At 73.6% G+C, this 24,851-nt stretch carries 25 protein-coding genes and 1 pseudogene; 12 read left to right on the plus strand and 14 right to left on the minus strand.

Features of this window, described 5'->3' with window-relative positions; genetic code table 11:
- Positions 1-8 precede the first annotated feature (8 nt).
- The 4 genes from ACFU97_RS19670 to ACFU97_RS19685 form a co-directional block, all read right to left on the minus strand.
- Complete coding sequence (locus ACFU97_RS19670; RefSeq protein WP_384257969.1) at positions 9-698, minus strand: DUF899 domain-containing protein; 690 nt, start codon at positions 696-698, stop codon at positions 9-11.
- A gap of 65 nt (positions 699-763) precedes the next feature.
- Positions 764-1,945 (minus strand): cytochrome P450, encoded by a 1,182-nt coding sequence (locus tag ACFU97_RS19675; RefSeq protein WP_384257971.1) that lies wholly within the window; start codon positions 1,943-1,945, stop codon positions 764-766.
- A gap of 21 nt (positions 1,946-1,966) precedes the next feature.
- Positions 1,967-2,182 carry a hypothetical protein gene (locus tag ACFU97_RS19680; RefSeq protein WP_384257973.1) on the minus strand — a complete coding sequence of 72 codons (216 nt, stop codon included), beginning with the start codon at positions 2,180-2,182 and terminating at the stop codon, positions 1,967-1,969.
- 116 nt (positions 2,183-2,298) lie between these two features.
- On the minus strand, positions 2,299-3,684 hold the full coding sequence (locus ACFU97_RS19685) for an amidohydrolase (RefSeq protein WP_384257975.1): 1,386 nt from the start codon (positions 3,682-3,684) through the stop codon (positions 2,299-2,301).
- Positions 3,685-3,822: 138 nt separating this feature from the next.
- Between ACFU97_RS19685 and ACFU97_RS19690 the strand changes: the two genes are divergently transcribed.
- On the plus strand, positions 3,823-4,776 hold the full coding sequence (locus ACFU97_RS19690) for an endonuclease/exonuclease/phosphatase family protein (protein WP_384257978.1): 954 nt from the start codon (positions 3,823-3,825) through the stop codon (positions 4,774-4,776).
- A 72-nt stretch (positions 4,777-4,848) separates the two neighbouring features.
- Here ACFU97_RS19690 and ACFU97_RS19695 read toward each other — a convergent pair whose 3' ends face one another.
- Entirely contained in the window at positions 4,849-5,826 is a 978-nt protein-coding gene (locus ACFU97_RS19695) for a hypothetical protein (RefSeq protein WP_384257980.1), read from the minus strand.
- Between the two features lie 89 nt (positions 5,827-5,915).
- Positions 5,916-6,689, minus strand: a complete 774-nt coding sequence (locus tag ACFU97_RS19700; RefSeq protein ID WP_384257983.1) for a class I SAM-dependent methyltransferase — start codon at positions 6,687-6,689, stop codon at positions 5,916-5,918.
- A gap of 185 nt (positions 6,690-6,874) precedes the next feature.
- On the opposite strand from ACFU97_RS19700, the gene ACFU97_RS19705 reads away from it, so the two are divergent.
- Both ACFU97_RS19705 and ACFU97_RS19710 read left to right on the plus strand, forming a co-directional pair.
- Positions 6,875-8,140: a sensor histidine kinase gene (locus ACFU97_RS19705; RefSeq protein ID WP_384257985.1), complete on the plus strand. Its 1,266-nt coding sequence runs from the start codon at positions 6,875-6,877 to the stop codon at positions 8,138-8,140.
- 8 nt (positions 8,141-8,148) lie between these two features.
- The gene (locus ACFU97_RS19710) at positions 8,149-8,817 is read left to right on the plus strand and encodes a response regulator (RefSeq protein ID WP_384258098.1); all 669 of its coding nucleotides are present in this window, start codon (positions 8,149-8,151) and stop codon (positions 8,815-8,817) included.
- A gap of 7 nt (positions 8,818-8,824) precedes the next feature.
- Here ACFU97_RS19710 and ACFU97_RS19715 read toward each other — a convergent pair whose 3' ends face one another.
- From ACFU97_RS19715 to ACFU97_RS19725, 3 genes are all read right to left on the minus strand, one after another.
- Positions 8,825-10,831: an FUSC family protein gene (locus ACFU97_RS19715; protein WP_384257987.1), complete on the minus strand. Its 2,007-nt coding sequence runs from the start codon at positions 10,829-10,831 to the stop codon at positions 8,825-8,827.
- A 588-nt stretch (positions 10,832-11,419) separates the two neighbouring features.
- Positions 11,420-12,151 (minus strand): hypothetical protein, encoded by a 732-nt coding sequence (locus tag ACFU97_RS19720; protein ID WP_384257990.1) that lies wholly within the window; start codon positions 12,149-12,151, stop codon positions 11,420-11,422.
- 41 nt (positions 12,152-12,192) lie between these two features.
- Positions 12,193-12,963, minus strand: a complete 771-nt coding sequence (locus ACFU97_RS19725; RefSeq protein WP_384257992.1) for a nucleotidyltransferase domain-containing protein — start codon at positions 12,961-12,963, stop codon at positions 12,193-12,195.
- A gap of 154 nt (positions 12,964-13,117) precedes the next feature.
- Between ACFU97_RS19725 and ACFU97_RS19730 the strand changes: the two genes are divergently transcribed.
- The 3 genes from ACFU97_RS19730 to ACFU97_RS19740 are packed head-to-tail and all read left to right on the plus strand — an operon-like array spanning position 13,118 to position 14,619.
- A complete protein-coding gene (locus ACFU97_RS19730) occupies positions 13,118-13,549 on the plus strand; it encodes a RidA family protein (RefSeq protein WP_384257994.1) in 432 nt (143 codons plus the stop codon).
- Positions 13,543-14,142 (plus strand): gamma carbonic anhydrase family protein, encoded by a 600-nt coding sequence (locus ACFU97_RS19735; RefSeq protein ID WP_384257997.1) that lies wholly within the window; start codon positions 13,543-13,545, stop codon positions 14,140-14,142. The genes ACFU97_RS19730 and ACFU97_RS19735 overlap by 7 nt, the downstream gene beginning before the upstream one ends.
- A gap of 12 nt (positions 14,143-14,154) precedes the next feature.
- Positions 14,155-14,619: a GNAT family N-acetyltransferase gene (locus tag ACFU97_RS19740; protein WP_384257999.1), complete on the plus strand. Its 465-nt coding sequence runs from the start codon at positions 14,155-14,157 to the stop codon at positions 14,617-14,619.
- 30 nt (positions 14,620-14,649) lie between these two features.
- Here the strand turns inward: ACFU97_RS19740 and ACFU97_RS19745 are convergent.
- The 3 genes and pseudogenes from ACFU97_RS19745 to ACFU97_RS19755 all read right to left on the minus strand — a co-directional run.
- Positions 14,650-14,897 (minus strand): annotated as a pseudogene (locus tag ACFU97_RS19745) (acetyl-coenzyme A synthetase); the annotation flags it as partial.
- Positions 14,891-15,649 carry an aspartate/glutamate racemase family protein gene (locus tag ACFU97_RS19750; protein ID WP_384258001.1) on the minus strand — a complete coding sequence of 253 codons (759 nt, stop codon included), beginning with the start codon at positions 15,647-15,649 and terminating at the stop codon, positions 14,891-14,893. The gene ACFU97_RS19750 and the pseudogene ACFU97_RS19745, both read right to left, overlap by 7 nt.
- Before the next feature lie 5 nt (positions 15,650-15,654).
- Positions 15,655-17,109 carry an NCS1 family nucleobase:cation symporter-1 gene (locus ACFU97_RS19755; RefSeq protein WP_384258004.1) on the minus strand — a complete coding sequence of 485 codons (1,455 nt, stop codon included), beginning with the start codon at positions 17,107-17,109 and terminating at the stop codon, positions 15,655-15,657.
- 143 nt (positions 17,110-17,252) lie between these two features.
- Between ACFU97_RS19755 and ACFU97_RS19760 the strand changes: the two genes are divergently transcribed.
- The 5 genes from ACFU97_RS19760 (at position 17,253) to ACFU97_RS19780 (ending at position 22,490) form a co-directional block, all read left to right on the plus strand.
- Complete coding sequence (locus ACFU97_RS19760; RefSeq protein ID WP_384258006.1) at positions 17,253-17,972, plus strand: GntR family transcriptional regulator; 720 nt, start codon at positions 17,253-17,255, stop codon at positions 17,970-17,972.
- A 66-nt stretch (positions 17,973-18,038) separates the two neighbouring features.
- Positions 18,039-18,947 carry a hypothetical protein gene (locus ACFU97_RS19765; RefSeq protein WP_384258008.1) on the plus strand — a complete coding sequence of 303 codons (909 nt, stop codon included), beginning with the start codon at positions 18,039-18,041 and terminating at the stop codon, positions 18,945-18,947.
- A complete protein-coding gene (locus ACFU97_RS19770) occupies positions 18,944-21,226 on the plus strand; it encodes a CHAT domain-containing protein (RefSeq protein WP_384258010.1) in 2,283 nt (760 codons plus the stop codon). The genes ACFU97_RS19765 and ACFU97_RS19770 overlap by 4 nt, the downstream gene beginning before the upstream one ends.
- Before the next feature lie 65 nt (positions 21,227-21,291).
- The gene (locus ACFU97_RS19775; RefSeq protein ID WP_384258013.1) at positions 21,292-21,537 is read left to right on the plus strand and encodes a hypothetical protein; all 246 of its coding nucleotides are present in this window, start codon (positions 21,292-21,294) and stop codon (positions 21,535-21,537) included.
- Complete coding sequence (locus ACFU97_RS19780; protein WP_384258015.1) at positions 21,534-22,490, plus strand: hypothetical protein; 957 nt, start codon at positions 21,534-21,536, stop codon at positions 22,488-22,490. Before ACFU97_RS19775 ends, ACFU97_RS19780 begins: the two co-directional genes overlap by 4 nt.
- On the opposite strand, the gene pip is transcribed toward ACFU97_RS19780, so the two are convergent.
- Together pip and ACFU97_RS19790 are read right to left on the minus strand one after the other, a co-directional pair.
- Positions 22,474-23,445: a prolyl aminopeptidase gene (gene pip, locus ACFU97_RS19785; protein ID WP_384258017.1), complete on the minus strand. Its 972-nt coding sequence runs from the start codon at positions 23,443-23,445 to the stop codon at positions 22,474-22,476. The two genes, ACFU97_RS19780 and pip, sit on opposite strands and share 17 nt — an antisense overlap.
- Positions 23,446-23,483: 38 nt before the next feature.
- Complete coding sequence (locus ACFU97_RS19790; RefSeq protein WP_384258020.1) at positions 23,484-24,188, minus strand: uracil-DNA glycosylase; 705 nt, start codon at positions 24,186-24,188, stop codon at positions 23,484-23,486.
- A gap of 105 nt (positions 24,189-24,293) precedes the next feature.
- On the opposite strand from ACFU97_RS19790, the gene ACFU97_RS19795 reads away from it, so the two are divergent.
- Positions 24,294-24,818 carry an RNA-binding S4 domain-containing protein gene (locus ACFU97_RS19795; RefSeq protein WP_384258022.1) on the plus strand — a complete coding sequence of 175 codons (525 nt, stop codon included), beginning with the start codon at positions 24,294-24,296 and terminating at the stop codon, positions 24,816-24,818.
- The last annotated feature ends 33 nt before the right edge of the window (positions 24,819-24,851 follow it).

Genomic DNA, 24,851 nt, shown 5'->3' on the forward strand with positions numbered 1-24,851 from the left:
TTTCCGTCTCATTCCTCGTACTCGTCGTGATAGAGGATGCGGTCACTTCCCGCAGGCGCCCCAAGAGACGACGCACGCCCCTTGGGTTCCTCCCACTCCTCCTGCCGGCCCAGCGCGGTCAGGTCCAGGAAGCCGCTGGTCGAACCGAGCCCGTCGAGTCCGCGCTCGTAGGTCGAGTAGGTGTGGAAGACCCGCTCGCCGTCCCGCAGGAAGCAGCTGAGGCCGGGCCGCTCGACGGCCTCCCCCTCGTGCTCCACGGTCACGCCGAAGTCGTGGTTGAAGTCGCTGCCGAACGAGGAGTACCAGGGCAGCGTCCACCCCATCCGCGCCTTGAACGGCAGGATCTTCGTGTACGGCGCCCGGGAGACCGCCGCGAGCGTGGTGCCCCGCGCCCTGAGATGCGCCAGATGCCCGATCTGGTCCAGGAAGGCCGAGCAGCTGCGGCAGCCGGCGTCCCACTCGGGCGCGAACATGAAGTGGTAGACGACGAGCTGCGCCCGGCCCTCGAACAGGTCGAGCAAGGTGGCCTTCCCGTCGCCGCTCTCGAAGACGTACTCCGTGTCCACCTCGACCATGGGCAGCCGGCGCCGCTCGGCGTTCAGCGCGTCACGCGCGCGCGTGACCGCCTTCTCCTTGGCGAGCAACTCCTCGCGCGCCGCGCGCCACTGCTCGCGCGAGACGATCTCCGGAAGCGACATGGCCCCTCCTTGCAACGGTCCGTCGAAGGTGGTGACCGACGGGAGGGCCGGAACTCATCGCCGCCTCAGATATTTTTTCCGGCGTACGTCACCGGGAGCGTGACCAGGCCGCGGGCGCGCAGGGAGCGGCGCCATCTGATCTCGCCGTCCGCGAGGGCGAGTTCGGGGAACCGCTCCAGCAGGGCGGCCAGCGCGATCTCCGTCTCGACGCGGGCGAGCGGGGCGCCCAGGCAGTAGTGGATGCCATGGCCGAGGGCGAGATGGCCGGAGGCGTCGCGGGTGAGGTCGAGGCGGTCGGGGCCGGGGAAGCGGGCGGGGTCGCGGTCGGCGGCGGACGGGGAGACCCAGACCGTCTCGCCGGCCGGGATCGTCACGCCGGCGATCGTCACGTCCTCGACCGGGAAGCGGCGGATGGCGAACAGCGCGGGACCCTCGTAGCGGATGAACTCCTCGACGGCGCCCGCGAGTCGGGAGGGGTCCTGGCGGACGGCGGCGAGCTGGTCGGGGTGCTGGAGCAGGGCGAGCACGGAGTTGCCGATGAGCTGGACCGTGTTCTCGTACCCGGCGAAGAGGATGAGGAAGGCGAGGGACATCAGCTCGTCCTCGCTGAGCCGGTCGCCCTCGTCGCGCACGGCGATCAGGTCGGAGAGCAGGTCGTCGGCGGGTTCGGCGCGCTTGTCGGCGAGCAGCCGGGTGAAGAAGCCGAGCATGGCCACCACCGCCTCCTTGGCGGCCCCGGGCCGGGCCGGATCCGGCGCGACGAGCGTGTCGGTCCACTCCCGGAAGTCCCTGCGGTGCCGGCCGGGAACGCCGAGCAGGTCGCAGATGACGGTGATGGGCAGGGGCGCGGCGTAGGCGGCGACCAGGTCGGCGGTGCCCTGCGTGCCGAGGGCGTCGAGGAGGTGGTCCGCGGTCCGTCTGATGGGCGTGCGCAGTTGCTGCACCCGTCGCGGGGTGAAGGCCCGGCCGACCAGGCGGCGGACGCGGGTGTGGTCCGGCGGGTCCATGTTCAGCAGGTTGGCGTCCAGGGCCGGCGGCAGGGAGAAGCCCTTGTACGTGCCCGCCGTGGCATGGCGCTTGTCCAGCGAGAGCCGCGGATCGGCGAGGGCGGCCCGGACGTCGTCGTAGCGGGTGACGACCCAGGCGGGCGTGCCGTCGGGCCCGGTGATGCGATGCACGGGCGCGGTCTCGCGCAGGCGCCTGTACACGTCGTACGGATGGTCGAGGAGGCCGTCGGCGGGGTCCATGGGATCAGCCTAGGCGCGGGCTCAGGGGTTCGCCGACTGCGTTATCCCCTGGGCGAGTTGGCCCATGAAGTCGGCGACACCCTGGCCGAAGGTGGTCGGCGCGATCAGCACGCCGAAGGCCAGGGCGAGGAAGACGGTCAGCCACGCGTCGGAACGGCTGCGGGCCAGCGGCTTGCGGCGCGCCCGCACGAAGAGGACGACGGCCAGCAGCACCGCCAGATCGATCGTGAGTTCCATCGGCCGGCCTCCCGTCGGACGAGTGCGTCCCGGCCTTCCTGTGTAGCGTGAAACCACTTGGTGTGACGCCACGGTCACGGCTGGTTGGCGTCAAAGTACCTGTCTGCGACCGGTTTTCAGGTCTTGTAATCCTGGATGCGGCGTCCGTGCGAGCGGTCCAGGAGCGCGGGCAGCCGCTCCCCCAACTCCCCTGCGACCGACGGGACGTCGAGGGTGAGAAGCTCCCGGTCCCGCATGAGGACCCGTCCGTCGACGATCGTCGTGCGGACGTCGGAGGCGCGGGCGCTGTGCACGAGGGTGGCGGCCAGGTCGTGCACGGGCTGGGTGTGCGGGCCACCGAGGTCGACGAGGACGATGTCCGCGCGACGGCCGGGGGCGAGGCGGCCGAGGGTGTCGCCCAGACCCACCGCCCGGGCGCTCTGCAGCGTTGCGTGGTGCAGGGCCTGACGTGCTGTCAGCCAGCGCGGGTCGCCCGTCGTGGACTTCTGAATCAGGGCGGTCAGGGCCATCGACTCCCATACGTCGAGGGAGTTGTTGGAGGCCGCGCCGTCCGTGGCCAGGCCGACCGGGATGCCGATGTCGCGCAGGGCGCGGACGGGTGTGGTGGTGGGCCAGCCGAACTTGAGGTAGCCGCGGGGCGCGGAGGCCACGGCCACCCGGCCGGCGGCCGCTTCGAGGACGGGCAGGTCGCGCTCGGTGATGCCGGTGCCGTGCGCGATGAGCACGTCGGTGTCGAGGATGCCGGTGCGCCGCAGGACCTCGATCGGGGTGACACCGTGGCGGTCGAGGCTGGCCTCGGTCTGGTCGCGGTTCTCGGCGGCGTGCAGATGGACGGGCAGGCCGTGCGCGCGGGCGAGCCCGGCGGTGGCGGTGAGGTCGGCGTCGTCGACGGTGTAGGGCGCGTGCGGGGCGAGGGCGGTGGTGATGCGGCCGCCGGCGGAGCCCCGGTGCCGCAGCGCGAACTCCAGTGACTTCTCCCGGCCTTGGGGCCCCTGGGAGGAGAAGTACGCCTGCCCGAGGTGCGCCCGGATACCGCATTCCTCGACGACGGCGGCGACCCGGTCCATGGCGAAGTAGTGGTCCGCGAAGCAGGTGACACCGCCGCGGATCATCTCGGCGCAGGCCAGCCGGGCCCCCAACTCCACGTCCCGCTCGGTGAGGTTGGACTCGACGGGCCAGACGACGTCGTTGAACCACTCCTCGGTGGGCAGGTCCTCGGCGACGCCGCGCAGCGCGACCATCGGCGCGTGCGTATGGCAGTTGACGAGTCCGGGCATCGCGACCTGGCCTCGCGCGTCGATGCGTTCGGCCGCGGCGAGACGTTCCCCGGCGGACGCGGTCGTCACGGCGTCGACGCGTCCGTCGCGCACGACGACGGCGGCGTCCTCCTCGAACCCGATCCGCTCACGGTCGTCGTGGACGAGGACGGTGCAGCCGGTGATGACGAGGTCGGCCCGGGAGCGGTCGCCGGTGATGGGGAGCCCGGCGGGAGAGTCGGTCATCCCGTCAACGTACGGCCTCGTCCTTGGGTCGTGTGAGCCGAACCGCGCATCCTGGCGCCGCTCTGTCGGGGAGTGGGACGGGCGGGGCACCCTGGCCTCACCGCAGCGCTCCCGTCGGCTTCCGGAAAGGGGCCCGGCATGCTCCTCGGCACCTGGAACCTGGAGAACCTGTACCGGCCGGGCGGCCCCTTCGGCCCCAAGGACAAGGCCGCCTACGAGTCGAAGCTCGCCGCCCTCGCGGCCGTGATCACGGAACTGGACCCGGCGCTGCTCGGCGTGCAGGAGGTCGGCGAGCCGGCGGCCCTCGACGACCTGGTCGGCATGCTGGACGGCGACTGGCACACGGTGCTCAGCGCGCACCCGGACGGCCGGGGCATCAGGGTCGGCTTCCTCTCCCGCCAGGAGCTGCGGGTGCTGGCCGACACCGGCACCTTCCCGGCCGGGCTGCGTCCCGTGCAGGGGGACGACTCCGGCGCGCAGGTCGAGGCGGCCGGCCGCGGCCTCCTGGCGGTGGAGGCGGCGACGGACGCCGGCCCGCTGCGGCTGGCGGTGGCCCATCTGAAGTCGAAGCTGCTGTCCTACCCGGGCAACCGTTTCTTCCCCCACGACGAGGGCGAACGCGCCCGCTACGGCGCCTACGCCCTCTACCGCAGGGCCGCCGAGGCGGCGACCCTGCGCGCGCTGGCCGACGACCTGCTCGACGGGGACGGACGCGAGCGGGACGTGGCCGTGCTGGGCGATCTGAACGACGAGGTGCAGGCCGCCACCACCCAGATCCTGCTGGGCCCGCCCGGCTCCGAGATCGGCACCCCGGGCTACGACCGCCCGGACCAGGGCGACGCGGCCCGGCTGTGGGACGTGGCCCCGCTGATCCCGCCCGAGGAGCGCTACTCCCGTGTCAACTCCGGGCGGCGCGAGCTGATCGACCACATCCTGGTGAGCCATCGCCTGGTCCACCGGGTGACCGCGGCCGGCACCGGCCTGCCCGGCGACGGCACGTTGCGGCTGCCGTCGGTGGGCCCGGACCCGGCGGAACGCCGCGGGGAGGCGGCGTCGGACCATGCGCCGGTGTGGGTGCGGGTGGGGCCGTAGCGCACCGCCCCACCCGGTGCCGCCCCACCCCGCACCGCCCATCACGTGCCGCCCGCCCCTTGCCGCTCCTCCTCAGCCGGCGTCGCGCGGATCGAGCGTGGCGGTGAGCAGGTTCGGGTCCTGCTGGGTGAAGTACGCGGCGCTGTCGACGTAGACCGTCCGGCCGCGCACGGCCAGGGAGGTCGGGTTGGACAGGCCGTCCGCCCGGGTGAGGGCGACCGTGCGGGTGCCGTCCGGCCGCACCGCGACGACCTCGTTGTCGCCGATGAGCGCGGCGAGGACGGTGTCCCCGTGGGGGTCGGCGAAGGTGAAGTCGTCGATCGCGGCGAGCCCGGTCGCGCGGGTCTCGACCGCTCCCGCGCCTCCGTTCCCCCGTACCGGAATGCGCAGCAGCGTCCCCTGGTCGCTGTTGGTCACCCACACCGCGCCGCCGTGGACCTTGATGCCGTTGGCGCCGAAGCCCGCGCCCGTGACGGGGACCGGGTCGAGTGCGGGGTCCTTGGCCCACACGGCCGGCGTGCCGCCCGCCTGCGGGATGCGCCAGACGGCGCCCTGTGCCGAGTCGGCGGCGTAGAGCACACCGTGCCGCTCGTCCAGGGCGAGGCCGTTGGGGATCGCGGTGGCGGGCAGTTGGGCGATCTGCCGGGGTGTTCCGCCGTCCGGGCCGATGCGCCAGACGCCGGTCTTGCCGGTGCCGGTGGCGTAGTCGACGTAGAGCGTGCCGTCGTGGGCGCGGGCGATGCCGAAGGCGGTCGCGGCCTTCAGCACGGGGGTGTCGGGGTTCGGCTCCTCGGGCAGCGTCGCGATGATCCTCGTGTCCCCGTCCCGGGTGACATGGGCGACCTGCCTCGCGGAGGCGAAGGTGATGTCGGCGGAACCGTCGGGTTCGACCGCGATGTTCTCCGGCGACTGTCCCGCCGCGAGATCGAAGTGGGCGACGATCCGCGGCCGGGACAGGGGCGGCTCGGAGGCCGAGGCGGGGGCCGTCGCGAGCAGGCCGAGGGCGACGGCGGCCGTGGTGGTACCGACCAGGTGCGGAAGTCGGGGCATGAACCCTCCTTGGACCGGTGCACGAAAGCCACCAGTCTGCGACGCGCGAGAGGAACTGTCGTGCGAATTTCCTTTCCCCGTACGGGAGTTCACCCGGCGGTCACCCGGATCTTGGACTGCCCGTGCGGCAGCTCCTCCCAGTCGTCCATGAAGCGGGCCGTCAGCCCGTACCGGCCGGCCAGCGCGACGAGCGTCTCCGTGCGGTAGTAGAAGTCCTCCCGCAGCACCTGGTGCTCCTCGCCCTCCGTCCGGTCGAAGGTGAAGTCGAACCAGCCGCCCGGCGCGAGCACCCGGCCGACGTTGGCCAGGCACTCCTCGATGACCGGGAGCGGGGAGTGCGAGAAGACGCTGTGCGCGTGGACGACGTCGAAGTGCGCGTCGGGCAGGAACCGCAGCGTCAGGTCGCCCACGGGCGTGAGTGTGGGCAGCCGCCGCGCCAGCCCCATCTCCAGGATCGTGTCCTGCGCGGCGAGCAGGATGTCCGGGGAGATGTCGATGCCGTAGTAGTGCCCGGGCTCCAGGTGGCGGATGAACCGCCAGCCGCCCCGCAGATTGCCGCAGCCGATCTCCAGCATGCGGTGCCCGGGCCGCAGTCCGTGGCCGACGAGGTAGTCGAACTGCATCGCCCCGAGCGCCAGCCAGCGCTCCCGGTTGCGGCTGCCGACCGCCGCGTCCGGGTCGGCCCGGGTGTCCGAGCGCATCACGGCGCGGTAGTAGGAGACGTGGTCCGGGTGGCGACGGCTCAGCCAGGCGTCCCGCGCGGCGCGCGCCACATGGCGGGGGACGCGGTCGGGGTGGCGCAGGGCGTAGGCGATGCGGTGGCCGAGGGCGGCACGGTTGGCGGTGAGGTTCCTGGCGGGCATGATCCGGCCTTTCCGAGGCGGTTCTTCAGCTCGTGCACCCGGTTCCGGGGTGCTGCTGAAAGCCTCGGTGCGAGGACGCGGTGTCCGGCTCGCCCGACCGGCGCGGGTCCGGGGGCGGTTCGGGTGATCGCGATGTCAGCCGATCGGTTGATGCGGTCCGATGCGGGCTGCACTAGACACGGAGCATGGAGAACACCACCGCTGCGGACGAACACCGGCCGGCCTCCGACGAGCGCCGGCCGACCGTGGACGAACGCCGGCCGACCGCGGACGAACGCCTGCTGACCGCGGTCGTCCATGCCGCGTTCCTCGCGCTGCTGTGCTCCTCGTTCGTACGCTTCCTGACCCGCGACCAGGGCGGGCCACGTACGGCATGGGTGGTGGCGCTGTTCGCGTCCTTCTCCCTGCTCTACGCCCTCGGCCACTTCCTGGCCCCTCCCCCGCGCGCCGGAACCCCACCCAGCGGCCGGCACCTGACCTGGCTGGCCTCGGTCTGCGCGGTCTGGGCCGCCTTGCTGGCCCTCGCCCCGAGCGCCACCTGGTGCGCGATGCCGCTGCTCTTCGCCGGCCTCTACGCCCTGCCGCCGCGGATCGCGGTGCCGCTGACCGCCGTGCTCACGGTGCTGGTGGTGGTCTCCGAGATACGGGTCGCGGACGGCCCGCTCAACCCCAACATGGTCGTGGCCCCGCCGGCCGTGGCCGCGGTCGCCACCGCCGTCTTCGTCCACCTCCACCGCCAGGCGGCCCGGCAGCGCGCGATCGTCGACGACCTGGTCCGCACCCGGCGCGATCTCGCGGCCACCGAGCGGCGGGCCGGCGTCCTGGCGGAGCGGCAGCGGCTGTCCGCCGAGATCCACGACACCCTCGCGCAGAGCCTGTCCAGCCAGCAGATGCTGCTGCAGGCGGCCGAGCGCGTGGCGGACTCCGACCCCGCGGCGGCCCGCGCGCACACCCGCGAGGCGGCCGCCATCACCGCCCGCGGCCTCGCCGAGGCCCGCCGTTTCGTCCACGACCTGGCACCGGCCGACCTCGCCGGGCACTCCCTCCCCGCGGCGCTCGCCGCCCTCGCGACACGCGAGAGCGGCCCCGGCCTGACGGTCGGCTTCCGCCTCGACGGCGACCCCGGTCCACTTCCCGACCGCATCGAGGCGGCCCTCCTGCGCATCGCCCAGGGCGCCTTGGCCAACGTACGCGAACACGCCGCCGCGACCCGGGCCGCACTGACCCTGACCTGCCTGGACGACCAGATCTCGCTGGACGTCGCCGACAACGGCCGCGGCTTCGACGCGGACGCCCCGCCCGCCGCCTGCGGCACCCGCGGCCACGGCCTGCCGGCCATGCGCATCCGGGCCCGCCAGTCGGGCGGCACGCTCGCGGTCGAGTCCACACCGGGCGAGGGGACGGTCGTGTCGGCCGCGATACCGCTGACGCTGGAGGAGGTGGTCGCGTGAGTCCCTCCATGGGTGGTCGCGAGAGTGCGGGCGTACGCGGTCGTGAAAGTGCGGCCGTACGGCTCCTGTTGTGTGACGACCACGCCGTGGTGCGGGCCGGTCTGCGCGCCCTGCTGTCGAGCGCCGACGGGATCGAGGTGGTCGGTGAGGCGGGCGGCGGGGAGGAGGCGCTGGCCATGGCGGCGCGCCTGCGCCCGGACGTCGTCCTGATGGACCTCCAGCTCGGTGAGGGCATGGACGGGGTGACGGCGACCAGGCGGCTGACCGCGGAAGCGGAGGACGGCCCGCGCGTGCTGGTGCTGACGATGTTCGACACCGACGCCGACATCACCCGGGCCATCGAGGCGGGCGCAACGGGCTATCTGCTGAAGGCGGAACGCCCCGACGAGCTCTTCGCGGCGATCCGCAGCGCCGCCCGCGGCCGTACGGCCCTGTCGGCGCCGGTCGCCGACCGGCTGCTGGCCCGGATGCGCAGCCCGCGCCCCACGCTCTCGGAGCGCGAACACGAGATCCTCGCCCAGCTGTCCCGCGGCCTCGGCAACCGCGAGATCGCCCGGGAACTGTTCATCAGCGAGGCGACCGTGAAGACTCATCTCGGCCGGATCTACGGCAAGTTGGGGGTGGAGACGCGGGCGGGAGCGGTGGCGGCGGCGAAGGAGCGGCGTCTGCTGCCGTGACGCTCCGCTAGCCGGCCAACGGCAACCGGGACAGCCCGGGCTGCTCGGCCGGCCGCATCCCGGCCCTGCCGCGCCGTCGCGCCAACTCGCCGATGAGCGCCGCGAGTTGGTCACGGTCGGCGGGTGACAGACGCCCCGAGTCGTCGAGGTGCACGGCACAGGCGGTGGTGGCGTCCACCAGCCGTTCCAGCGTGGCGACGACCTCGCCGGCACCCTCCGAGTGCCGGGCGAGCGGGGGGAGTTCGGCGCCGGCGAGCGCGATGGCGGCACGGGCTTCGGCGAGCGCGCGGTACGCCTCGCGACGGAGAGTCCAGCGGGCGGGGCGGGCGCCGGGGTCGGCGCCGAGGTGCGTGGGGGCGGGGGTGTCGGCGGGTTCCGAACCGGTGCGGACGACGGGGCTGCCGGGGCCGCCGCGGACGGGGGTGCTTCCAGGCCCGGTGCTGGTGTGGGGTCCACCGGCCTCGGTGAGGACGTGCGCGAGATAGACCTGCGCGGCCGTGCCCGCCGCCGTGACGCGTGCCCGCACTCCTCCGCCCCGCTGCCCCGGCATGGGCAGATGGCCGGCGACCAGCACGATCGCGCAGGCCAGCAGGGTCTCGGTGATCCGCCCGGCGGAGGCCTGCCGCTCGCCTCCGAACATCACCAGGGCCAGGACCAGCACCGTCGCGACGGCGGTCTGGGCGGCGAAGTGCCGTGTGGCGACGGGGATCAGTGCCCCGCTGACCGCGACGAGCGCGACGAGCCCCTCGGGCCGCGGCAGCACGGCGGCGAACCCGGCGAAGAGGAGCGCCCCCAGCACCGTGCCCGCCGCCCGGCACAGTACCCGCGACACGAGCGGCCCCAGGTCGGGCTTGACGAGGAAGACGGCGGTGGCGGGCAGCCAGTACCAGTGCTCGTGCTGCCCGTACCAGCGGGCTTGGTGCAGGGCCTGCGCCGCGGCGACGCTGACGCCGAAGCAGAGGGCGACCCGCAGCCCGTACTCACGTCCGCCGGCGCCCAGCACGATGCGCAGGAGCGTCTTCGCCGTACGACGGCGGGTGTGCAGGTCACCCCCGTCGCCCCGGTCGAAGGCGTGCGCGGCGTGGAGGAGGGCGTCGTCGAGGGCGCGCAGGGCGGGGGCGGAGCGGTGGGGCGCGGGCAGCGGACCGGTGTGGCCGCTGCCGCGCACGGCGGCCGCGAGCCGGCGGGGCCCTTCGGAGGCCCGCCCGCCGACGGCCTCACCGCCCCAGGCGAGAGCGGTCGCGGCCTCCGCGAGGGGCAGGGCGGCGGCGTACTGGGCGTGCAGCCGGCGCTCGGCGGCGGACGAGGCACCGCGCCGCAACCGGGGCCCGGCGAGGGCGTCCTGCGCATGGTCGAGCGCGGCGGTGAGCGCGACCCGGCGCGCGACGGCGTGCTCGGTCCCGACGGCGTCGAGCAGGTCGGCGACGGCGTCGTACACGGCGGCCACGGCGGCCCGCTCCCCGTCGAACCGGAAGTCGCCGGCGAGGGCACCGGGCGTGGGCAGGACCAGCCGCAGCCCGATGAGCCACCCGGCCCCGACGAGGAAGGCGGCCGCCCGCTGCCAGCCCTCCTCGGGCAGCGGCATCCCGGCCCCGACGGCGGACATGACGAGCAGCTGGGTGGCGGCACCGGAGGCCACGGGCCCCACGGCGCTCACCGCACCGGCGACCAGCCCCACACCCGTGAGCAGCAGGGTGAGCCCCACGGCCCCGATGTGCTCCCCGCCGTACGACCCGACGAGCACCCCCGCGGCTCCCGCGACGGCGGGCACCCCGAGCCGGCGGACCGACGCCCGGCGGCTCCCGGGCCGGTCGTTGATCCCGGCGAGCATGGCGGCGATGGCGGCCACCACTCCGAGCGAGGTGCGGCCGAGGAGGACGGAGGCGAGAAGAAGGGGGCCGGCGGAGAGGGCGCCGCGGACGACCGCGTTCCAGGGGATGGGGCCGCGCTGGGTACGCAGGGGGTGGGCGAGCCAGGGCGGCAGAGTGATCTTCCGGGTGCCGGAACGTGACACGGCGAACGGGCTCCTGTCGTCAGGACGAGGGCGGACGAGCCTTCGGGCGACGGCGGCCGGGCTGCTGGGTGTGAGGCCCACGGTAGATCGGGATCTTGGAGAAGGTGGAACGGTTGTATTTCGGCGATGTGACGGACGGGCGGTGGGGCGCGTTCTTTATGAACGCAATCGGGGGCGCCGGCCGTGAACGCGAGCGGACCCGGGGGCGTAGCCTGCCCCCGGGTCCTGGGATGCCGTCCATCTTCACACGCCGGCACGCTTGAGGATTCGGGTCAGTCGTGATGTCGTCGCGTCCTGCCTTTGGACCACCGCACATCGAGCTGTGCGGACTGGACTTGAACCAGCATTTCGACGCCCTGGGGCCCGAACCCGGTCGATCCGGCGATCGACGGCGAATGCTGAGTCTGGAGCGAGAGTCTGAGATTGATCGCGGTCTGCCTCTGCCGATTGGGCTACCGCGGCACGGGAGTTGTTGATGCCGCGGGGAGGACTCGAACCTCCACTGGAACCGCGCAGTCACGACAAGCTTCAGCTTCAGCTTGCGCTCCTCGCGCACCCCGGCCGCGAAGGACCGGGGGGTCTCGAAGGCTACCCGAACAGGTAGCCGAACACCGCGTCGCCGACGCGCTGGTCGACGACGTCCGAGCCGTTCGCCTCCTCGCGCGCGAACTTCACGGCCTGCTGCAACTTCTCGACACGGTCGAGGAGTTCGTTGATCCGGCGGGCGGGGAGGGCACCGGAGAACTTCACGGTGGTCCAGTAACCGACGGGGATGTCCTCGTAGTAGACCTCGACCTGCGCGGGATGCTTCTCGGTCGCCTCGGCCTTCACGTGGTTGCGGGGCACCTTCTTGGTCCGCAGGGTGCGCACCGGCTCGGTCTTCCACGCGTCGGTGGACGGGTCCTGGACCCAGGACTCGGAGGCGTCGAGGACGGGCAGCTTCCGCACGAAGGTGTTGAGGTCGACGAGCTGCTTCTCGAGGAACAGCAGGTAGGACACGGGTACGTCGGAGACCAGCACCCGGCCGTCCACCGTCACGTCCGCGCGGGCGGCGCAGTTGGCCCAGTCCTTGGTGGCGGTCACGTCGAACAGCCGGGTCAGGGTCGCCGCGGTCTCCCGCAGCACGTCCTCGGCCTTCACCTGCACCCGCGTCGACTCGGGCGGCAGCTGCTCGCCCTCCTCGTCCTTCGGCTGGTACGTACGCGAGATGCCGGCCAGCAAAGCGGGCTTCTGCAGCCCGTGATGAGCGGCCGTCAGGTCCTGATGAGCCTTGGACTTGATGCCCTTCTCCACTGCGATGATCTGATTGAGTTTCGCCACGACAGGGACGTTAGCAGCGACAACTGCGGCTTTTCGAAGGGTTATTCGCCCGGAAGCGCGAACAGCTGCTGCGCGTCGGTGATGGCTCGCAGCAGCACCTCGGGGTCCGGGCTGAGGGTTTCCACGATGGTGTCGATGTCTCGGAGTGCGGCTCGTTCCAGAAGTTTCTTCTCGTTCGTGACCCACTCCCCTCGGCCCGCCAGCACGGCATGGCCCGTCTGGACGGCCGCCGTGGCGAGGGCTCCCGCGACCTCCGTGAGACGCCCGTTGGGCGCGTGGTGGGCCTTCGCGTAGGCGAGGGTGGCGTGGGCGGTGCCGCGCCAGCGCTCGGCGGCACGGACGCGCAGCTTCTCCGGGTACGCGGCCGGACGGGGTGCCTCGCCCCGGAGCACCTTGTTGATCGCCAGTTCGGCGACGACCAGATAGCTCGGGATCCCGGCGAGATGGAACAGCAGCGGCTCCACCCGGAACCGTCCCTCCGCCGCCTCCGCCACCTCGTGCTCCACGACGTCGAGATCGCGGTAGTGGACGTCGACCCGCCGCCCGTCGACCGTCAGCCACGCGCCCCCGTTGAAGACACCGCCGCCCCATCCCCCGACGTCCGAGACCTCCCCCGCCCAGCCGACGGCGCGCAGGTCGGCGGGGTCGAAGGGCCCGCGGTAGTACACGGCCAGGTCCCAGTCGCTGTCGGGCCGGTGGGTGCCCTGGGCACGGGAGCCGCCGAGGGCCACGGCCTCGACCGTGGGGAGGGCGGCGAGGCGGTCGGCGACCGCGTCGAGGAAATCCTGGTCGTCCCGGTGCATCACAGCCATGACGGCCAGCCTGCCCCTCGCAGGACGGCCGGTGCCACGCCTTATCGAGCAGGGCCGGTGCCCCTCAGGTCCCGTCGGGCAGAAAATCGGATGCGCTCGCGGCGGGCGCGCCCGACCATCGGTGGGTTGTCCGTCGCCCGTACGAGGAGCCGAGATGATCCGGCGCGTCACCGTCCCGTCCCTCTTCCCGCCGCCCCGCTACTCCCACGCCTCCGTCGTCGAGGCCGGGGCCACGGTCGCGTTCCTCGCCGGGTCCGTGCCGCTCGACGCCGAGGGGAAGCTGGTCGGCGACGGGGACCCCGTGCGGCAGGCCGGGCAGGTGCTGGCGAATCTCGCGGAGCAGCTGCGGGCCGTCGGCAGCGACCTGGCCCATGTCGTGTCGACCGACGTGTACGTGGTCAGCGACGACACCGCGGTGCTGTCCGCCGTCTGGGACGTCGTCGAGGCGTCCGGGCTCAGCACCGGACCCCACTCGTCGACGCTGATCGGGGTGGCGTGTCTCGGGTACACGGGTCAGTTGGTGGAGATCACGGCCACCGCCGTGGTCCCTTCGACCTCCCACGTCCCCCAAGGAGCGCCATGTTGATCGAGCACAGAGGCCGGCGTCCCGTCGTCCCGGAGTCCGCGTACGTCGCCCCGACGGCCGTGCTGTGCGGTGCCGTCACGCTCGGCGAGCGGGCCCGCGTGCTGCACGGGGCGGTGCTGAGCGCCGAGGACGGGCAGGTGCACGTCGGCTCGGACGTCGTCGTCATGGAGAACGCGCTGATCCGCGGGCGGGCCGGGCACCCCGCCGTCATCGGCGACGCCGTGCTGGTCGGACCGCACGCGCACATCAACGGCGCGACCCTCGAGGACGAGGTCTTCGCCGCGACCGGCTCCTCCGTCTTTCCCGGGGCCGTCGCCGGCACCGGCTGCGAGCTGCGGATCAACAGCGTGCTGCACGCCAACTCCGTCCTGCCGCCCGGCACCGTCCTGCCCATCGGATGGATCGCGGCCGGGGCGCCGACGGCCCGCCTCTTCGCGCCGGGCGACCACGACCAGCTGTGGGCCGTGCAGAAGGAGCTGGACTTCCCCGGCACGGTCTACGGCGTCCCCCGCGACACCTCCATGCGCGACATCATGGCGCGCCAGGCCGACCACTACGGCGCCCACCTCCACGACCGCACGCTCGACGACTGACGGGACACTCCCTTGCCTGCCGAACCCGGTGTCACCCTGCGCAGGGCCACCGCGCCCGACGCCCCCGCCGCGGCCGACGTCTGGCTGCGTTCCTTCGCCGCCGCGCTGCCCACGGTCGTCAGGCCGCGGACCGACGACGACGTGCGCCACTACTTCCGGGAGGTCGTGGTGCCGCTGCGGGAGACCTGGGTCGCGGACGCCGGTCCCGGCGCCGGGATCGTCGGGGTGATGGTGCTCCGCGACGGCGAGCTCTCCCAGCTCTATCTCGCCCCCGACTGGCGCGGGCGCGGCCTCGGCGACCGGTGCGTGGCGCTCGCCAAGGAGCGCAACCCGGGCGGGCTCGGCCTCTGGACGTTCCAGGTCAACAAGCCCGCCCACCGCTTCTACGAGCGGCACGGGTTCGCCGCCGTCCGGTACACCGACGGCAGCGGCAACGAGGAGCGCGAACCGGACGTGCGGTACGAGTGGCGCCCCTGAGCCCCGCCGGCGGACAGACGCCGAGCCGTGCCCGTGCGCAGACCTGATGTACAGCGGGTGTTCGCTCTTGAACGCCTCCGCCTCGTGCTCGGCCGGCTGCCCGTCCACGGCGCCGTGCCACCACACGTCGCGGCCGTCGGTCCACTCGACCTCCTGGCCAATACGGCGGACCACCAGCACGCTGCGCACGTCGGGGCACTCGCGCACCGCCCCGTCCACGGCCGGTTCGGCGCCGGGAGGCCGCCCCTGCGGTAGCCGCCGTCCGCGGTGATCACCACGGGCGGGGCGCCGGCCGACCGGAGTCACGACCGCCCGGTGTCCCCGGCCCCCACTCCCGCCGCTTGGGCACCGGTTTCGCGTAGCCGCCCGCCCGGCTGGTCGTCAGGCCCAGCGTGACCAGCGACTCCGCGAGCTTCACGGCCGCGCCGACGCCGTCGACCACCGGCAGCCCGAGCTTCTGGCCGACCACCCGCTGCAGCCCCGTCATCCCGGCGCACCCCAGCACCAGCACCTCGGCCCCGGCCTCCCGCGCCCGCTCGGCGGCGGTCAGGAACGCCGCCTCCGTGCGGTCGGCGTCCCCGAGGTCGAGCACGCCGAGGCCGGTGCCGACGACGGCGGCGCAGTTGCGGGCCACCCCCGCCAGCTCCAGGCTGTCCTCGATCTGGCCGCACGAGCGCTCCAGCGTCGTCACGACCCCGTAGCGGCGCCCGAGCAGACAGGCCAGATGCGCCGCGGCCTCGGTGATGTCGACCACCGGAGCGTCCGTCAGCTCCCTGACGCCCTCACGCCCGTGCTCCCCGAACCCGGCCATCACGACGGCGTCGTACGAGGGTCCCTCGTAGGTCCGCAGCAGGTCGATGACCGCGGCGGCAGAGAGGTAGCTGTCGAGCCAGCCCTCCGCCGACTCCGGGCCCCACGCGGGGGTCAGTCCGAGGACGGTGGTGCCCGGGCCTGCGGCGGCCCGGGCTCCCTGCACGATCTCCTCGGTCATCTCCTGCGTGGTGTTGCAGTTGGTGACGACGATCCGCACGTCCGTCAGACCTCCTGTGCGGCACGTTCGCCGCGACGGCCCAGCAGCAGGTACAGGCCCGCCCCGAGCGCCGTGCCGACGAACCACGAGTACGGCGCGACGTAGCCGAACGTCTTCACCAGCGCGAGCACCGCGGCGACCGCGGCGGCGGGCAGGAAGGCGCACAGGGCACGCGGGTTGACGCCCTTGCGGTAGTGGTAGCGGCTGCCGGGGGCGCCGGAGAACAGCTGCTCCACGTCCACCCTGCCGCGCTTGATCAGGTAGTAGTCGACCATGATGACGCCGAACAGCGGGCCCAGGAAGGCGCCGAGGCCGCCGAGGAAGTAGTTGACGACCGTGGGGTTGGAGAAGAGGTTCCACGGGGTCACGACCAGCGCCGCCACCGTGCTGATCATGCCGCCGACCTTGAAGGTGATCTTCTGCGGCCACACGTTGGCCAGGTCGTACGCCGGTGAGACGAAGTTGGCGACGATGTTGACGCCCATGGTGGCCACCGCGAACGTGAAGGCGGACACGACGAGCACCCAGGTGTTGCCGATCTTCGCCACCAGCTCCGCGGGATCCGTGATCGCCTCGCCGAACACCTTCAGCGAGCCGGCCGTGACGATCACCGAAACCACCACGAACGCCGTGGAGTTGATGGGCAGGCCCCAGAAGTTGCCGCGGCGCACGGTGCGGTAGTCCGGGGCGAAGCGCGAGAAGTCGCAGAAGTTGAGCATCAGCGTGCCGTACGTGGCGAGGATCAGCCCGATCGCGCCGAACCACTGCCGCCACTGCTCGCCGGTCGAGACCGGGTGCGGGGTGGAGGTGAGCGAGATGCTCCAGTCGGCCCTGGACAGCACCCACAGGGCCAGCGCGATCATCACCAGCCAGATCGCGGGGCCGCAGAAGTCCTGGAACTTGCGCACGGACTCCATGCCGCGGCTGATGATCAGTGCCTGGATCACCCACAGCGACAGGAACGACGTCCAGCCGAGGGCGTCGAGCCCCAGAAAGGAGTGCTCGGTCCAGGACTTCAGGCCGGGCCAGGCCGCCAGCAGCATCACGTTGACGGCGACGGAGGCGAGATAGGTCTGGATGCCGTACCACATGATGGCGATCACGGCCCGGATCAGGGCCGGGATGTTGGCGCCCCAGACGCCGAAGCTGATGCGGCTGACGACCGGGAACGGCACGCCGTGGCGCTGGCCGATGCGGCCCATCCAGTTCATGCCGATGTAGATCAGCACGAAGCCGGCGAGCAGCGAGGTGAAGACCTGCCAGACGTTCATGCCGAGGACCAGCAGGCCGGCGGCGAAGGTGTAGTTGCCGAGGTTGTGGACGTCGGACATCCACATGGCGAAGAGGTCGAAGACCTTCCAGTTCCGCTGCTTCGCGGGTGCCAGGTCTTCGTTGGTGAGGCGCGGGTCGGGCGTGAAGGCTGGGGCGCCGGTGGCGGCGGCGCGATCGGCGAGGGACACGGGGCCTCCAGGGAAGAGCGGACGGAGGACGGCAGCCGTTTGGTATACCAAACAGCGGCATGGTGCCGCCGTCAAGCACTCGGACCGAAGTCGTACGCGTTACCGCCCCGTAAAACCTCCCCCGGGTCGGGGAAAATGGGTCCATGAGTTCCCCGACGAAGATCGAACCCCTGGGCGCGATCCGCGAGCGAGTGCTGGCCGGCCTGCGGCAGGAGATCATCTCCGGCACCCTCCGCCCCGGCGACAGACTGGTCGAGCGGGAACTGGCCGACCGCTTCGGGGTCTCCCGGGTGCCGGTCCGCGAGGCGATCCGCGCACTGGTCGCGGAAGGATTCGTCCACTTCGAGACACCGCGCCGCGCGGTCGTACGCCGGCTCACCCGGCAGGACGTCCAGGAGCTCTTCGAACTGCGCGAGGCCCTGGAGGTCTACGCCGCCGGGCTCGCCGCGTCCCGTGCGACGCCGGAGGACCTGGCCCAGGTGGAGAAGCTGCTCGACCTCGCGGCCGCCGCGACCGGGGCCGGGGACGCCGAGGCGATCACGGACGTCAACAGCCGGCTGCACGACCGCATCGTGGCGATGGCCGGCAACAGCCTGCTGACCGAGGCCCTGGAGCCGGTGGCCGGCCGGCTGCGCTGGATGACCCGGCGCAACGAGGAGTGGCCCCATCTCCTCGTGGAGCACCGCGAGTTGTACGAGGCGATCGCCTCCGGCGACCCGGAACGCGCCCGCGCGCAGGCACTGGCCCACGTGCGGACCAACTACCGCTCCACCGTGCGTCACCTGTTCGGGGAGCCCGATGGGGCAAAGGAGTCCGGGGGGTCCGGGCGATCCAGGGGATCGCGGGAGTCTGGAAAGTCCTAGCCGTGCCCGCCCCGGCCGTTCGCAACTGCACGTCTCGCCGCCGGAGTTCACGGGTACGCTGCCTGCATGGGGGATGAGCCGGACCGTTCAGGGATTCGCGGCGAGAACGGGTACGAGGCCGAGTCCCTGCTGCTGGAGTCGCTGCTCGCCGAGGCGCTCACCGACGGCTCCGGCGAGGACGCCGAGGAGAGTCTGCGGCTCAGCACCACCGCCGTCCGAGACCGGGCGGCCCGCCTCCCACCGGACGAGGCCCGGGAGTTGCTGCGCCGGGAGACGGCGCGGGGCGTGCGCTGGCTGCGCGCCGCCGAGTTCGGGATCGCGGCCGGCGACACCGACGACGGGCGCGCCGTCGAGGACGCCCTGCGCGAGCACGTGACGCACCTGGCCGCCACGGCCGCCCTGTACGGCATGGTCACGGGAGTCCCGCCGCGACCGCTCGCCGCCGAGGCCGCCCAGGTCGTCGCGCTCCGCCCCGAGGACCCCCTGATCGGCTTCGCCGCCGAGGTGCTCGCGCACTGCTACGACCACCTGGAACGGCCCGAGCTGGCGTTCTCCGTGGTCGTGCGCTCGCCCGCGCCGTCCGGGGCGGGCGAGCACCTGCTGCGGGTGCTCGCCCTGGCCCGGCGGGCCGTCTTCCTGGGCCACCGCGGCCATGTGGCCGCCCTGCTGGCCCTGCCGGACTGGCCGGGCGACCCCACGGGCCTGTGCAAGGAGCTGCTGCACCGGCTGGTGGACGAGGAGATGCCGACCGAGGCGGAGCTGGTGGCCCGCGGCCCCGCCCGCCGGGCGGCCCTCGCGGCAGGGGACTTCGCCGCCCTGCGCGAGCTCGCGCTGTTCGACGTGGTGTGGCTGGAGACCGACCCGGACCTGTGGCAGGCGCTCGCCGCCGCCCTGGCGATGGCCGGCGCCGGGGAGCAGGCCGAGCTGGCGCGGGCTGCCGCCGAGTGCCTGGAGCGGCGCGGAGGTGGCCGATGAGCGGCGGGGCGCGGGAAGCCGGGACGGTCTTCGACGACTTCTTCGCGGGCGCGGGCGCCGGCCAGGACGAGTTCGTCACTCTGCACCTGGGCGAGGACTCGCTGACCCTGCCGTTCATGGTGGAGCCGGTGTTCCTGATCCCGACGAGCTTCCTCCACGACCTCGGCGTCGGCTCGACCCTGAGCTTCGACCTGGTCTTCGCCGCGGCCTGGGAGGCCGTGGACCCCCTCGGCCGGTACGGCCCGACGCCCGCGTTCGGGGCGCAGGTGCTGGCCGCGCTCGGCGGCAACCCCCAGCGCGCCGACGCCGACTCCCGGCGTCATCTGCGGCTCGCCCTGACCGCCCTCGGCACGTTCCGCGGCAAGGGGCTGCGCCGCCATGAGGGCCGCGCCTACCTGGAGCTGGGCCGGGCGCTGGAGCGCTGCCGCAGGAACCCGGACGCCCTGACGGCGTACGAACGCGGCCGCGCGCTGCTGGAGGACGAGGGCGACCGGCACGGGCTGCGCGCCGCGCACGCCCGGCTCGCCCTCGTCATGGGCTCGATCGGCCTGTACGAGCAGTCTCTGCTGCACGCCGAGGCCGGACAGCGGATCGGCCGTGGCCTGCCCCCTGCCGAAACGGCCGGGCGTGCCGACGCGGCCGGGCGTGCCGAAACGGCCGGGCGGCCGGCCCTGGGGCACGCGCACATCACGGCGACGCTGCACTTCCGGCGCGTGCGGGCGCTGATGCGGATCGGGTTCCTCGACGAGGCGGAGTCCGCGCTCGAGGACTGGCGCCAGGATCCGGACGCCGCTCCGGACCGGTACGAACTCCTCGCCACCACCGGCGAGTTACGCCTCCTGCAGGACAGGAGCGCGGAAGCGGTCGAGGTGCTGACCGACGCGGTCGACGCCCGGTTCGCGGACGCCGCCACGGCCTCCCTGCCCGTGCGGACCCACTATCTGGAGAACAGCGTCGAGCTGTTCGGCAAGGCGACCGGCGCCGCACTGCACCTGGGCCGCCCCGAGCTCGCCGCCGGTCTGCTCGCCGCGATGACCGGCCGCCGGCCGCGGCGCCCCGAGGGGCCCGCGCCCGCGGCGCTGCGCCCCCTGGACCAGGAGATCCACGCGCTCGCGCTCCGGGCCACGCGGGCCGCGGTGGCGGGCGACGCCGGGATGCTGACCGTGCACGACGACCGGGCCCGCATCCTCCTGGAGGCGCGCGACGCGCTCCTGCACGGCCCGCAGGACAGCGGGGAGCGGACCCCGCTGACCGTCGCGGAGCTGACCCGGGCGATCCCGCGGGCCGTCGGACCCGGCGAACTCGCCCTGGCCTACGCCCGGTCGTCGCAGAACGAGCTCGTCGTCCTCGCCGTCGCGGACGGCACCGTCGTGTCCCGTACGGCCGAACTGCCCGCCGACCGCCTGGAGAAGCTGGTGGCGCCCGCGCTCGAGGAGTGCCTGAGCCGCAGCGGACCGGCGGCCGTGCACCGGCTCGGCGAGGCGCTCCTGGCCCCCGTGGCCGACCTGCTGGCCGGCGCGTCGCGCGTGTTCGTCACGGCGCAGGGACCGCTCGCCGACTTCCCCTTCCACGCGGCGCCGTTCCGCGGCAGACCCCTGGTGCACCACGCCGAGGTACGGTCGCTCCCGTCGCTCGGGCTGCTGGCATCGGCCGGGGCGGGGACCCGGCCCGCACGGCCCCGGCGGCCGGGCGCGCCGCGCGCCGTGTTCGCCGCGGTCGAGCACCCCGCGTACGAGCTGCTGCCTCCGCTCACGATGCTGCGGACCGAGGCCGAGGCCGTCCGCACGGCGTTCCCCGCGGCCGGTGTGCTGCACGACGAACGGGCCACCGCCTCGGCGGTCCTGGACGCCGTCGTCTCCTGCGACGTGCTGCATCTCGCCGGGCACGCGGCCTTCGCCGCCGAGCACCCGAACATGGCCCGCATCCTGCTCGCCGACCGCCCCCTGTTCGCCTTCGAGGTCGCCGCGGCCCCGGCCGCGCCCCGGCTGGTCAACCTCAGCGGCTGCCGGGCCGGCGCGGAACGCCGTCACCTCGGCGGCGAGGGCGAGGGCCTCGCCGCCTCGTTCCTCGCGGCCGGGACGGAGATCGTCGTGGCACCGCCGTGGCCCGTCCGCGACGACGCCGCGCTCGCCTTCAACTCCGTCCTCTACGGCGAACTCGCCCGGCCCGGGCGGGAGGTGGGCGAGGCGGTGCGCAGCGCCCAGCTGGCGCTGCTGGCCGACCCGCGGTTCGCCCATCCCGGGCTGTGGGGCGCCTTCACAGTGCTGGGCGGGCTGTGAGGACGTGCCGGCGGGCCATGACCACCATGGAAGAGCAGGTACCACCGAGTGAGGAGCGCACGGCGATGAGCGAGGCCGAAGACCGTCCCGAGTCCCCCGAGAGGGCGCCGGACACCTCACCGGCCGGTCCGCCGGAGGACGTGGCGGCGGACCGGGACGCCTGGGCGCCGGCCGGACTTCCCGGGCAGCCCCTCACCACGCTGGTCTTCCGCTGCGACGCGCACGGCGAGGAGCAGGTCGTCGACTACTACGACCCGCTGGCCCCGCCCCGCTGCAGCCACGGCGACCCGATGGTCCGGTCGGCCGGGTGAACACGCTCCTCGAAGTCGGACTCGGCGCCGCCGAACGCGTCCTGGGCTCGCGCTTCCTGCTGGCCGTCCTGCTGCCCGTGCTCGTCGCCGCGGGCGCCTCGGGCGGTGTCGCGCTCGCCGCCACCGGCAGCACACCGGGCGACGCCCTCAGGGCCTGGCAGCGCTACAGCCCCTCCGGGCAGCTGCTCGCGGCCCTGTGCGTGCTGCTCGGCCTGGTCGCGGCGGCCTATCTGCTGGCCCTGTTCCACCTGCCGTTCCTCAAGCTCCTGGAGGGCTACTGGCCGGAGACGGCGCCGGTGCGCGGCGTGCGCGAGCGCCGCACCGCTCACCACCGGCGCAGGGCCGAGGCGCTGTGGCAGCGGGTGGCCGACCTGCACGCGGAAGGGGCCCGGCTCAGGGGCTCGGCCCTGGCGACCCGTCTGCTGACGGCCTACCCGCCGCGGCCGCGCCTGGCCGACGGATGCCTGCCCACGGCCCTCGGAAACCGGCTGCGCGCCGCCGAGTTCTACCCGCTGGAACGGTACGGGATCGACGCGGTGGTCATCTGGCCCCGGCTCGTGCCGCTGGTCCCGGCGGAGGCCACGGCCCGGGTCGCCGCCGCGCGCACCGCCCTGGACTCCACGGTCACCCTGCTCGGCCTGGCCATGGCCTTCGGCACCGTCTGGCCCCTCGTCCTGCTGGCCACGGGCGGCCCCGGACCGCTGACCGCGCTCACGCTCCTGGCCTGGCCGCTGGCCTGGGGCGCCTACCGCGCGGCCCTCCACACGGCGACGGCCTACGGCCAGGAGGTCGCCGTCACCTTCGACCTGCACCGCCATGAACTGCCGCGCCACCTGGGGCTCGACGCGGTGGCCGACCCCGCCGCGGAGCGCAGGAGGTGGGACGATCTGGCCCAGTTCTATCTGCGCAACCTGCCGCTGCCGACCGGGCCCGAGGTCAACGGCGCGAACTGAGCACGTACTTGTCGGCCGCGGCGACCAGCGCCTCCTCCATGCCGGGCGCCCCCAGGGTGTGCCCGACGTCGTCCACGACCACCAACTCGCTGCCGGGCCAGGCGTGATGGAGCCGCCAGACGATGCCGAGGAGGTTGCCGAAGTCGAGGCTGCCCTGGACGAGGGTGCCCGGGACGTCCTTCAGCAGGGGTGCGTCGCGCAGGACCACGCCTTCGTCGTTGCCCTCGCCCAGGAAGTGGTCGTTGCCCCAGTAGTGGGTGACGGTGCGGGCGAAGCCCATGCGGAACGCGTCGTCCTCGTACCGCGCGACCGACCGGGGCGGCGCGGGGATCATGGCCGTCTCCCAGTCGGTCCAGGCCCGCGCAGCCCGTGCCCGGACCTCCGGGTCGGGCGACTCGATCAGCCGGTTGCACGCGAGCGCCAGGTTCCCGTCGCGGTCACCGGCGGGCAGCTCGGCCAGGAACTCCTCGAAGGCCGCCGGGAAGACGCGCCCAAGTCCCCTGGTCAGCAAGGCCACTTCGGGGTTGGAGCCGGTCGCCACACCCGTCAGCACGAGCTCGGACACCGGCCCCGGATGCGTCTGCGCGTACCGCAGCCCCAGCACCGACCCCCACGACACGCCCCACACCAGCCAGCGCCCGATCCCCAAGTGCCGCCGCAGCAGCTCCAGATCGGCGATGACATGAGAGGTCGTGTTGACGCTCATGTCCGTGTCGTACGCGCTCGCGTGCGGGGTGGAGCGCCCGCAGCCGCGCTGGTCGAGCAGCACGATCCGGTAGGCGGCGGGGTCGAACAGGCGCCGGAAGTAGGGCGAGCAGCCGGATCCGGGCCCGCCGTGCAGCACGAGCGCGGGCTTGCCGTCCGGGTTGCCGCAGGTCTCCCAGTACACGCGGTTGCCGTCGCCGACGTCGAGCATGCCGTGGTCGTACGGTTCGGTCTCCGGATAGAGGGGCATCCGGCGACCGTAAACCGTGCCCGGCCGCCGTCGCTCCCTCATTTCACCGGCAGTCCCGCCGCCTCACCCGCGGTGCGCAGCACGTCCCGCAGCATCTCGGGGGTGAGCTTCCCGGTGAAGGTGTTGCGCTGGCTGACGTGGAAGCAGCCGAAGAGGTCGATGCCGTGTCCGATGCCGTCGAGCGGTACGCGCGTGCCGTGCCCGAAGACAGGCCGCGGCCGGGGCACCGTCCAGCCCGCCTCGGCGAACGCGGGCAGCGCGGCCTGCCAGCCGAAGGCCCCGAGCACCACGACCGCGCGCAGGACCGGCCGCAGGATCGTGAGCTCCTGCACCAGCCAGGGCCGGCAGGTGTCCCGTTCCCCGGGTGTGGGCTTGTTCTCGGGCGGGGCGCAGTGCACGGGCGAGGTGATGCGCACGCCGTGCAGGGCGAGCCCGTCGTCCGTGCTCACCGCGGTGGGCCGGTTCGCCAGCCCCACGTCGTACAGCGCCTGGTACAGCACGTCCCCGGACCGGTCGCCGGTGAACATGCGGCCGGTGCGGTTGCCGCCGTGGGCGGCGGGAGCCAGCCCGATGATCAGCAGCGGGGCGTCGGCGGGCCCGAAGCCGGGCACCGGCCGCGCCCAGTACGTCCAGTCCTGGAAGGCCGCGCGCTTGGTCCGGCCCACCTCCTCGCGCCACTCCACGAGCCGGGGACAGGCGCGGCACTCGGCGACGCGGTTGTCGAGATCGGCCAGGCTGTCCATGCCACAACGGTACGGCGCCGCCCTCCGGGGCCGCGGCGGGGCACCCACGGGACGGGGGCGGAAAACCGCCGGGCGCATCCGCGCGGGAAGGCTAAGGTCGGGGGCATGGCTTCCGAAGGTGACGAGGAGACGAGCGGGCAGGGCGCCGCCGACGCGCAGGCGGCCGGGCCCGCCGTCGACCCGAAGGTCGCCGCCGCGATCGCCGCCGCCGAGGCGGCCGGCCCGGCGGACGGCGAGAGTGTGCGGATCGACAGCTGGATCTGGGCCGTACGCCTGATCAAGACCCGTTCTCTCGGCGCCACGGCCTGCAAGGGCGGGCATGTGCGGGTGAACGGGCAGAACGTGAAGCCCTCCCACACCGTCCGCATCGGCGACGAGGTGCGCCTTCGGCACGAGGGCCGGGAGCGGGTGGTGATCGTCACGCGGCTGATCCGCAAGCGCGTCGGCGCCCCCGTGGCGGCCGCCTGCTACGTCGACAACTCCCCTCCCCCGCAGCCCCGCGAGGCCTTCGCCCCGGCGGGCATCCGCGATCGCGGCGCGGGCCGCCCGACCAAGCGCGACCGGCGCGAGCTGGAGCGCCTGCGGGGCCTGATGGGCGGCGGCCACCCGAAGGGCCCCGGCGGACAGTGACACGGCGGTGGCGTCCGGCCCGGACCTCTCGGG

Origin of the sequence: Streptomyces sp. NPDC057616, assembly GCF_042800575.1 — a bacterium.
In the GTDB taxonomy this organism is placed as follows: Bacteria; Actinomycetota; Actinomycetes; order Streptomycetales; family Streptomycetaceae; genus Streptomyces.

What these genes read in the sequence shown, in the direction of transcription:
- ACFU97_RS19670 (WP_384257969.1), bottom strand. Translation starts at nt 698, where the DNA reads ATGTCGCTTCCGGAGATCGTCTCGCGCGAGCAGTGGCGCGCGGCGCGC.
- ACFU97_RS19675 (WP_384257971.1), bottom strand. Translation starts at nt 1,945, where the DNA reads ATGGACCCCGCCGACGGCCTCCTCGACCATCCGTACGACGTGTACAGG.
- ACFU97_RS19680 (WP_384257973.1), bottom strand. Translation starts at nt 2,182, where the DNA reads ATGGAACTCACGATCGATCTGGCGGTGCTGCTGGCCGTCGTCCTCTTC.
- ACFU97_RS19685 (WP_384257975.1), bottom strand. Translation starts at nt 3,684, where the DNA reads ATGACCGACTCTCCCGCCGGGCTCCCCATCACCGGCGACCGCTCCCGG.
- ACFU97_RS19690 (WP_384257978.1), top strand. Translation starts at nt 3,823, where the DNA reads ATGCTCCTCGGCACCTGGAACCTGGAGAACCTGTACCGGCCGGGCGGC.
- ACFU97_RS19695 (WP_384257980.1), bottom strand. Translation starts at nt 5,826, where the DNA reads ATGCCCCGACTTCCGCACCTGGTCGGTACCACCACGGCCGCCGTCGCC.
- ACFU97_RS19700 (WP_384257983.1), bottom strand. Translation starts at nt 6,689, where the DNA reads ATGCCCGCCAGGAACCTCACCGCCAACCGTGCCGCCCTCGGCCACCGC.
- ACFU97_RS19705 (WP_384257985.1), top strand. Translation starts at nt 6,875, where the DNA reads ATGGAGAACACCACCGCTGCGGACGAACACCGGCCGGCCTCCGACGAG.
- ACFU97_RS19710 (WP_384258098.1), top strand. Translation starts at nt 8,149, where the DNA reads ATGGGTGGTCGCGAGAGTGCGGGCGTACGCGGTCGTGAAAGTGCGGCC.
- ACFU97_RS19725 (WP_384257992.1), bottom strand. Translation starts at nt 12,963, where the DNA reads ATGGCTGTGATGCACCGGGACGACCAGGATTTCCTCGACGCGGTCGCC.
- ACFU97_RS19730 (WP_384257994.1), top strand. Translation starts at nt 13,118, where the DNA reads ATGATCCGGCGCGTCACCGTCCCGTCCCTCTTCCCGCCGCCCCGCTAC.
- ACFU97_RS19735 (WP_384257997.1), top strand. Translation starts at nt 13,543, where the DNA reads ATGTTGATCGAGCACAGAGGCCGGCGTCCCGTCGTCCCGGAGTCCGCG.
- ACFU97_RS19760 (WP_384258006.1), top strand. Translation starts at nt 17,253, where the DNA reads ATGAGTTCCCCGACGAAGATCGAACCCCTGGGCGCGATCCGCGAGCGA.
- ACFU97_RS19765 (WP_384258008.1), top strand. Translation starts at nt 18,039, where the DNA reads ATGGGGGATGAGCCGGACCGTTCAGGGATTCGCGGCGAGAACGGGTAC.
- ACFU97_RS19770 (WP_384258010.1), top strand. Translation starts at nt 18,944, where the DNA reads ATGAGCGGCGGGGCGCGGGAAGCCGGGACGGTCTTCGACGACTTCTTC.
- ACFU97_RS19775 (WP_384258013.1), top strand. Translation starts at nt 21,292, where the DNA reads ATGAGCGAGGCCGAAGACCGTCCCGAGTCCCCCGAGAGGGCGCCGGAC.
- pip (WP_384258017.1), bottom strand. Translation starts at nt 23,445, where the DNA reads ATGCCCCTCTATCCGGAGACCGAACCGTACGACCACGGCATGCTCGAC.
- ACFU97_RS19790 (WP_384258020.1), bottom strand. Translation starts at nt 24,188, where the DNA reads ATGGACAGCCTGGCCGATCTCGACAACCGCGTCGCCGAGTGCCGCGCC.
- ACFU97_RS19795 (WP_384258022.1), top strand. Translation starts at nt 24,294, where the DNA reads ATGGCTTCCGAAGGTGACGAGGAGACGAGCGGGCAGGGCGCCGCCGAC.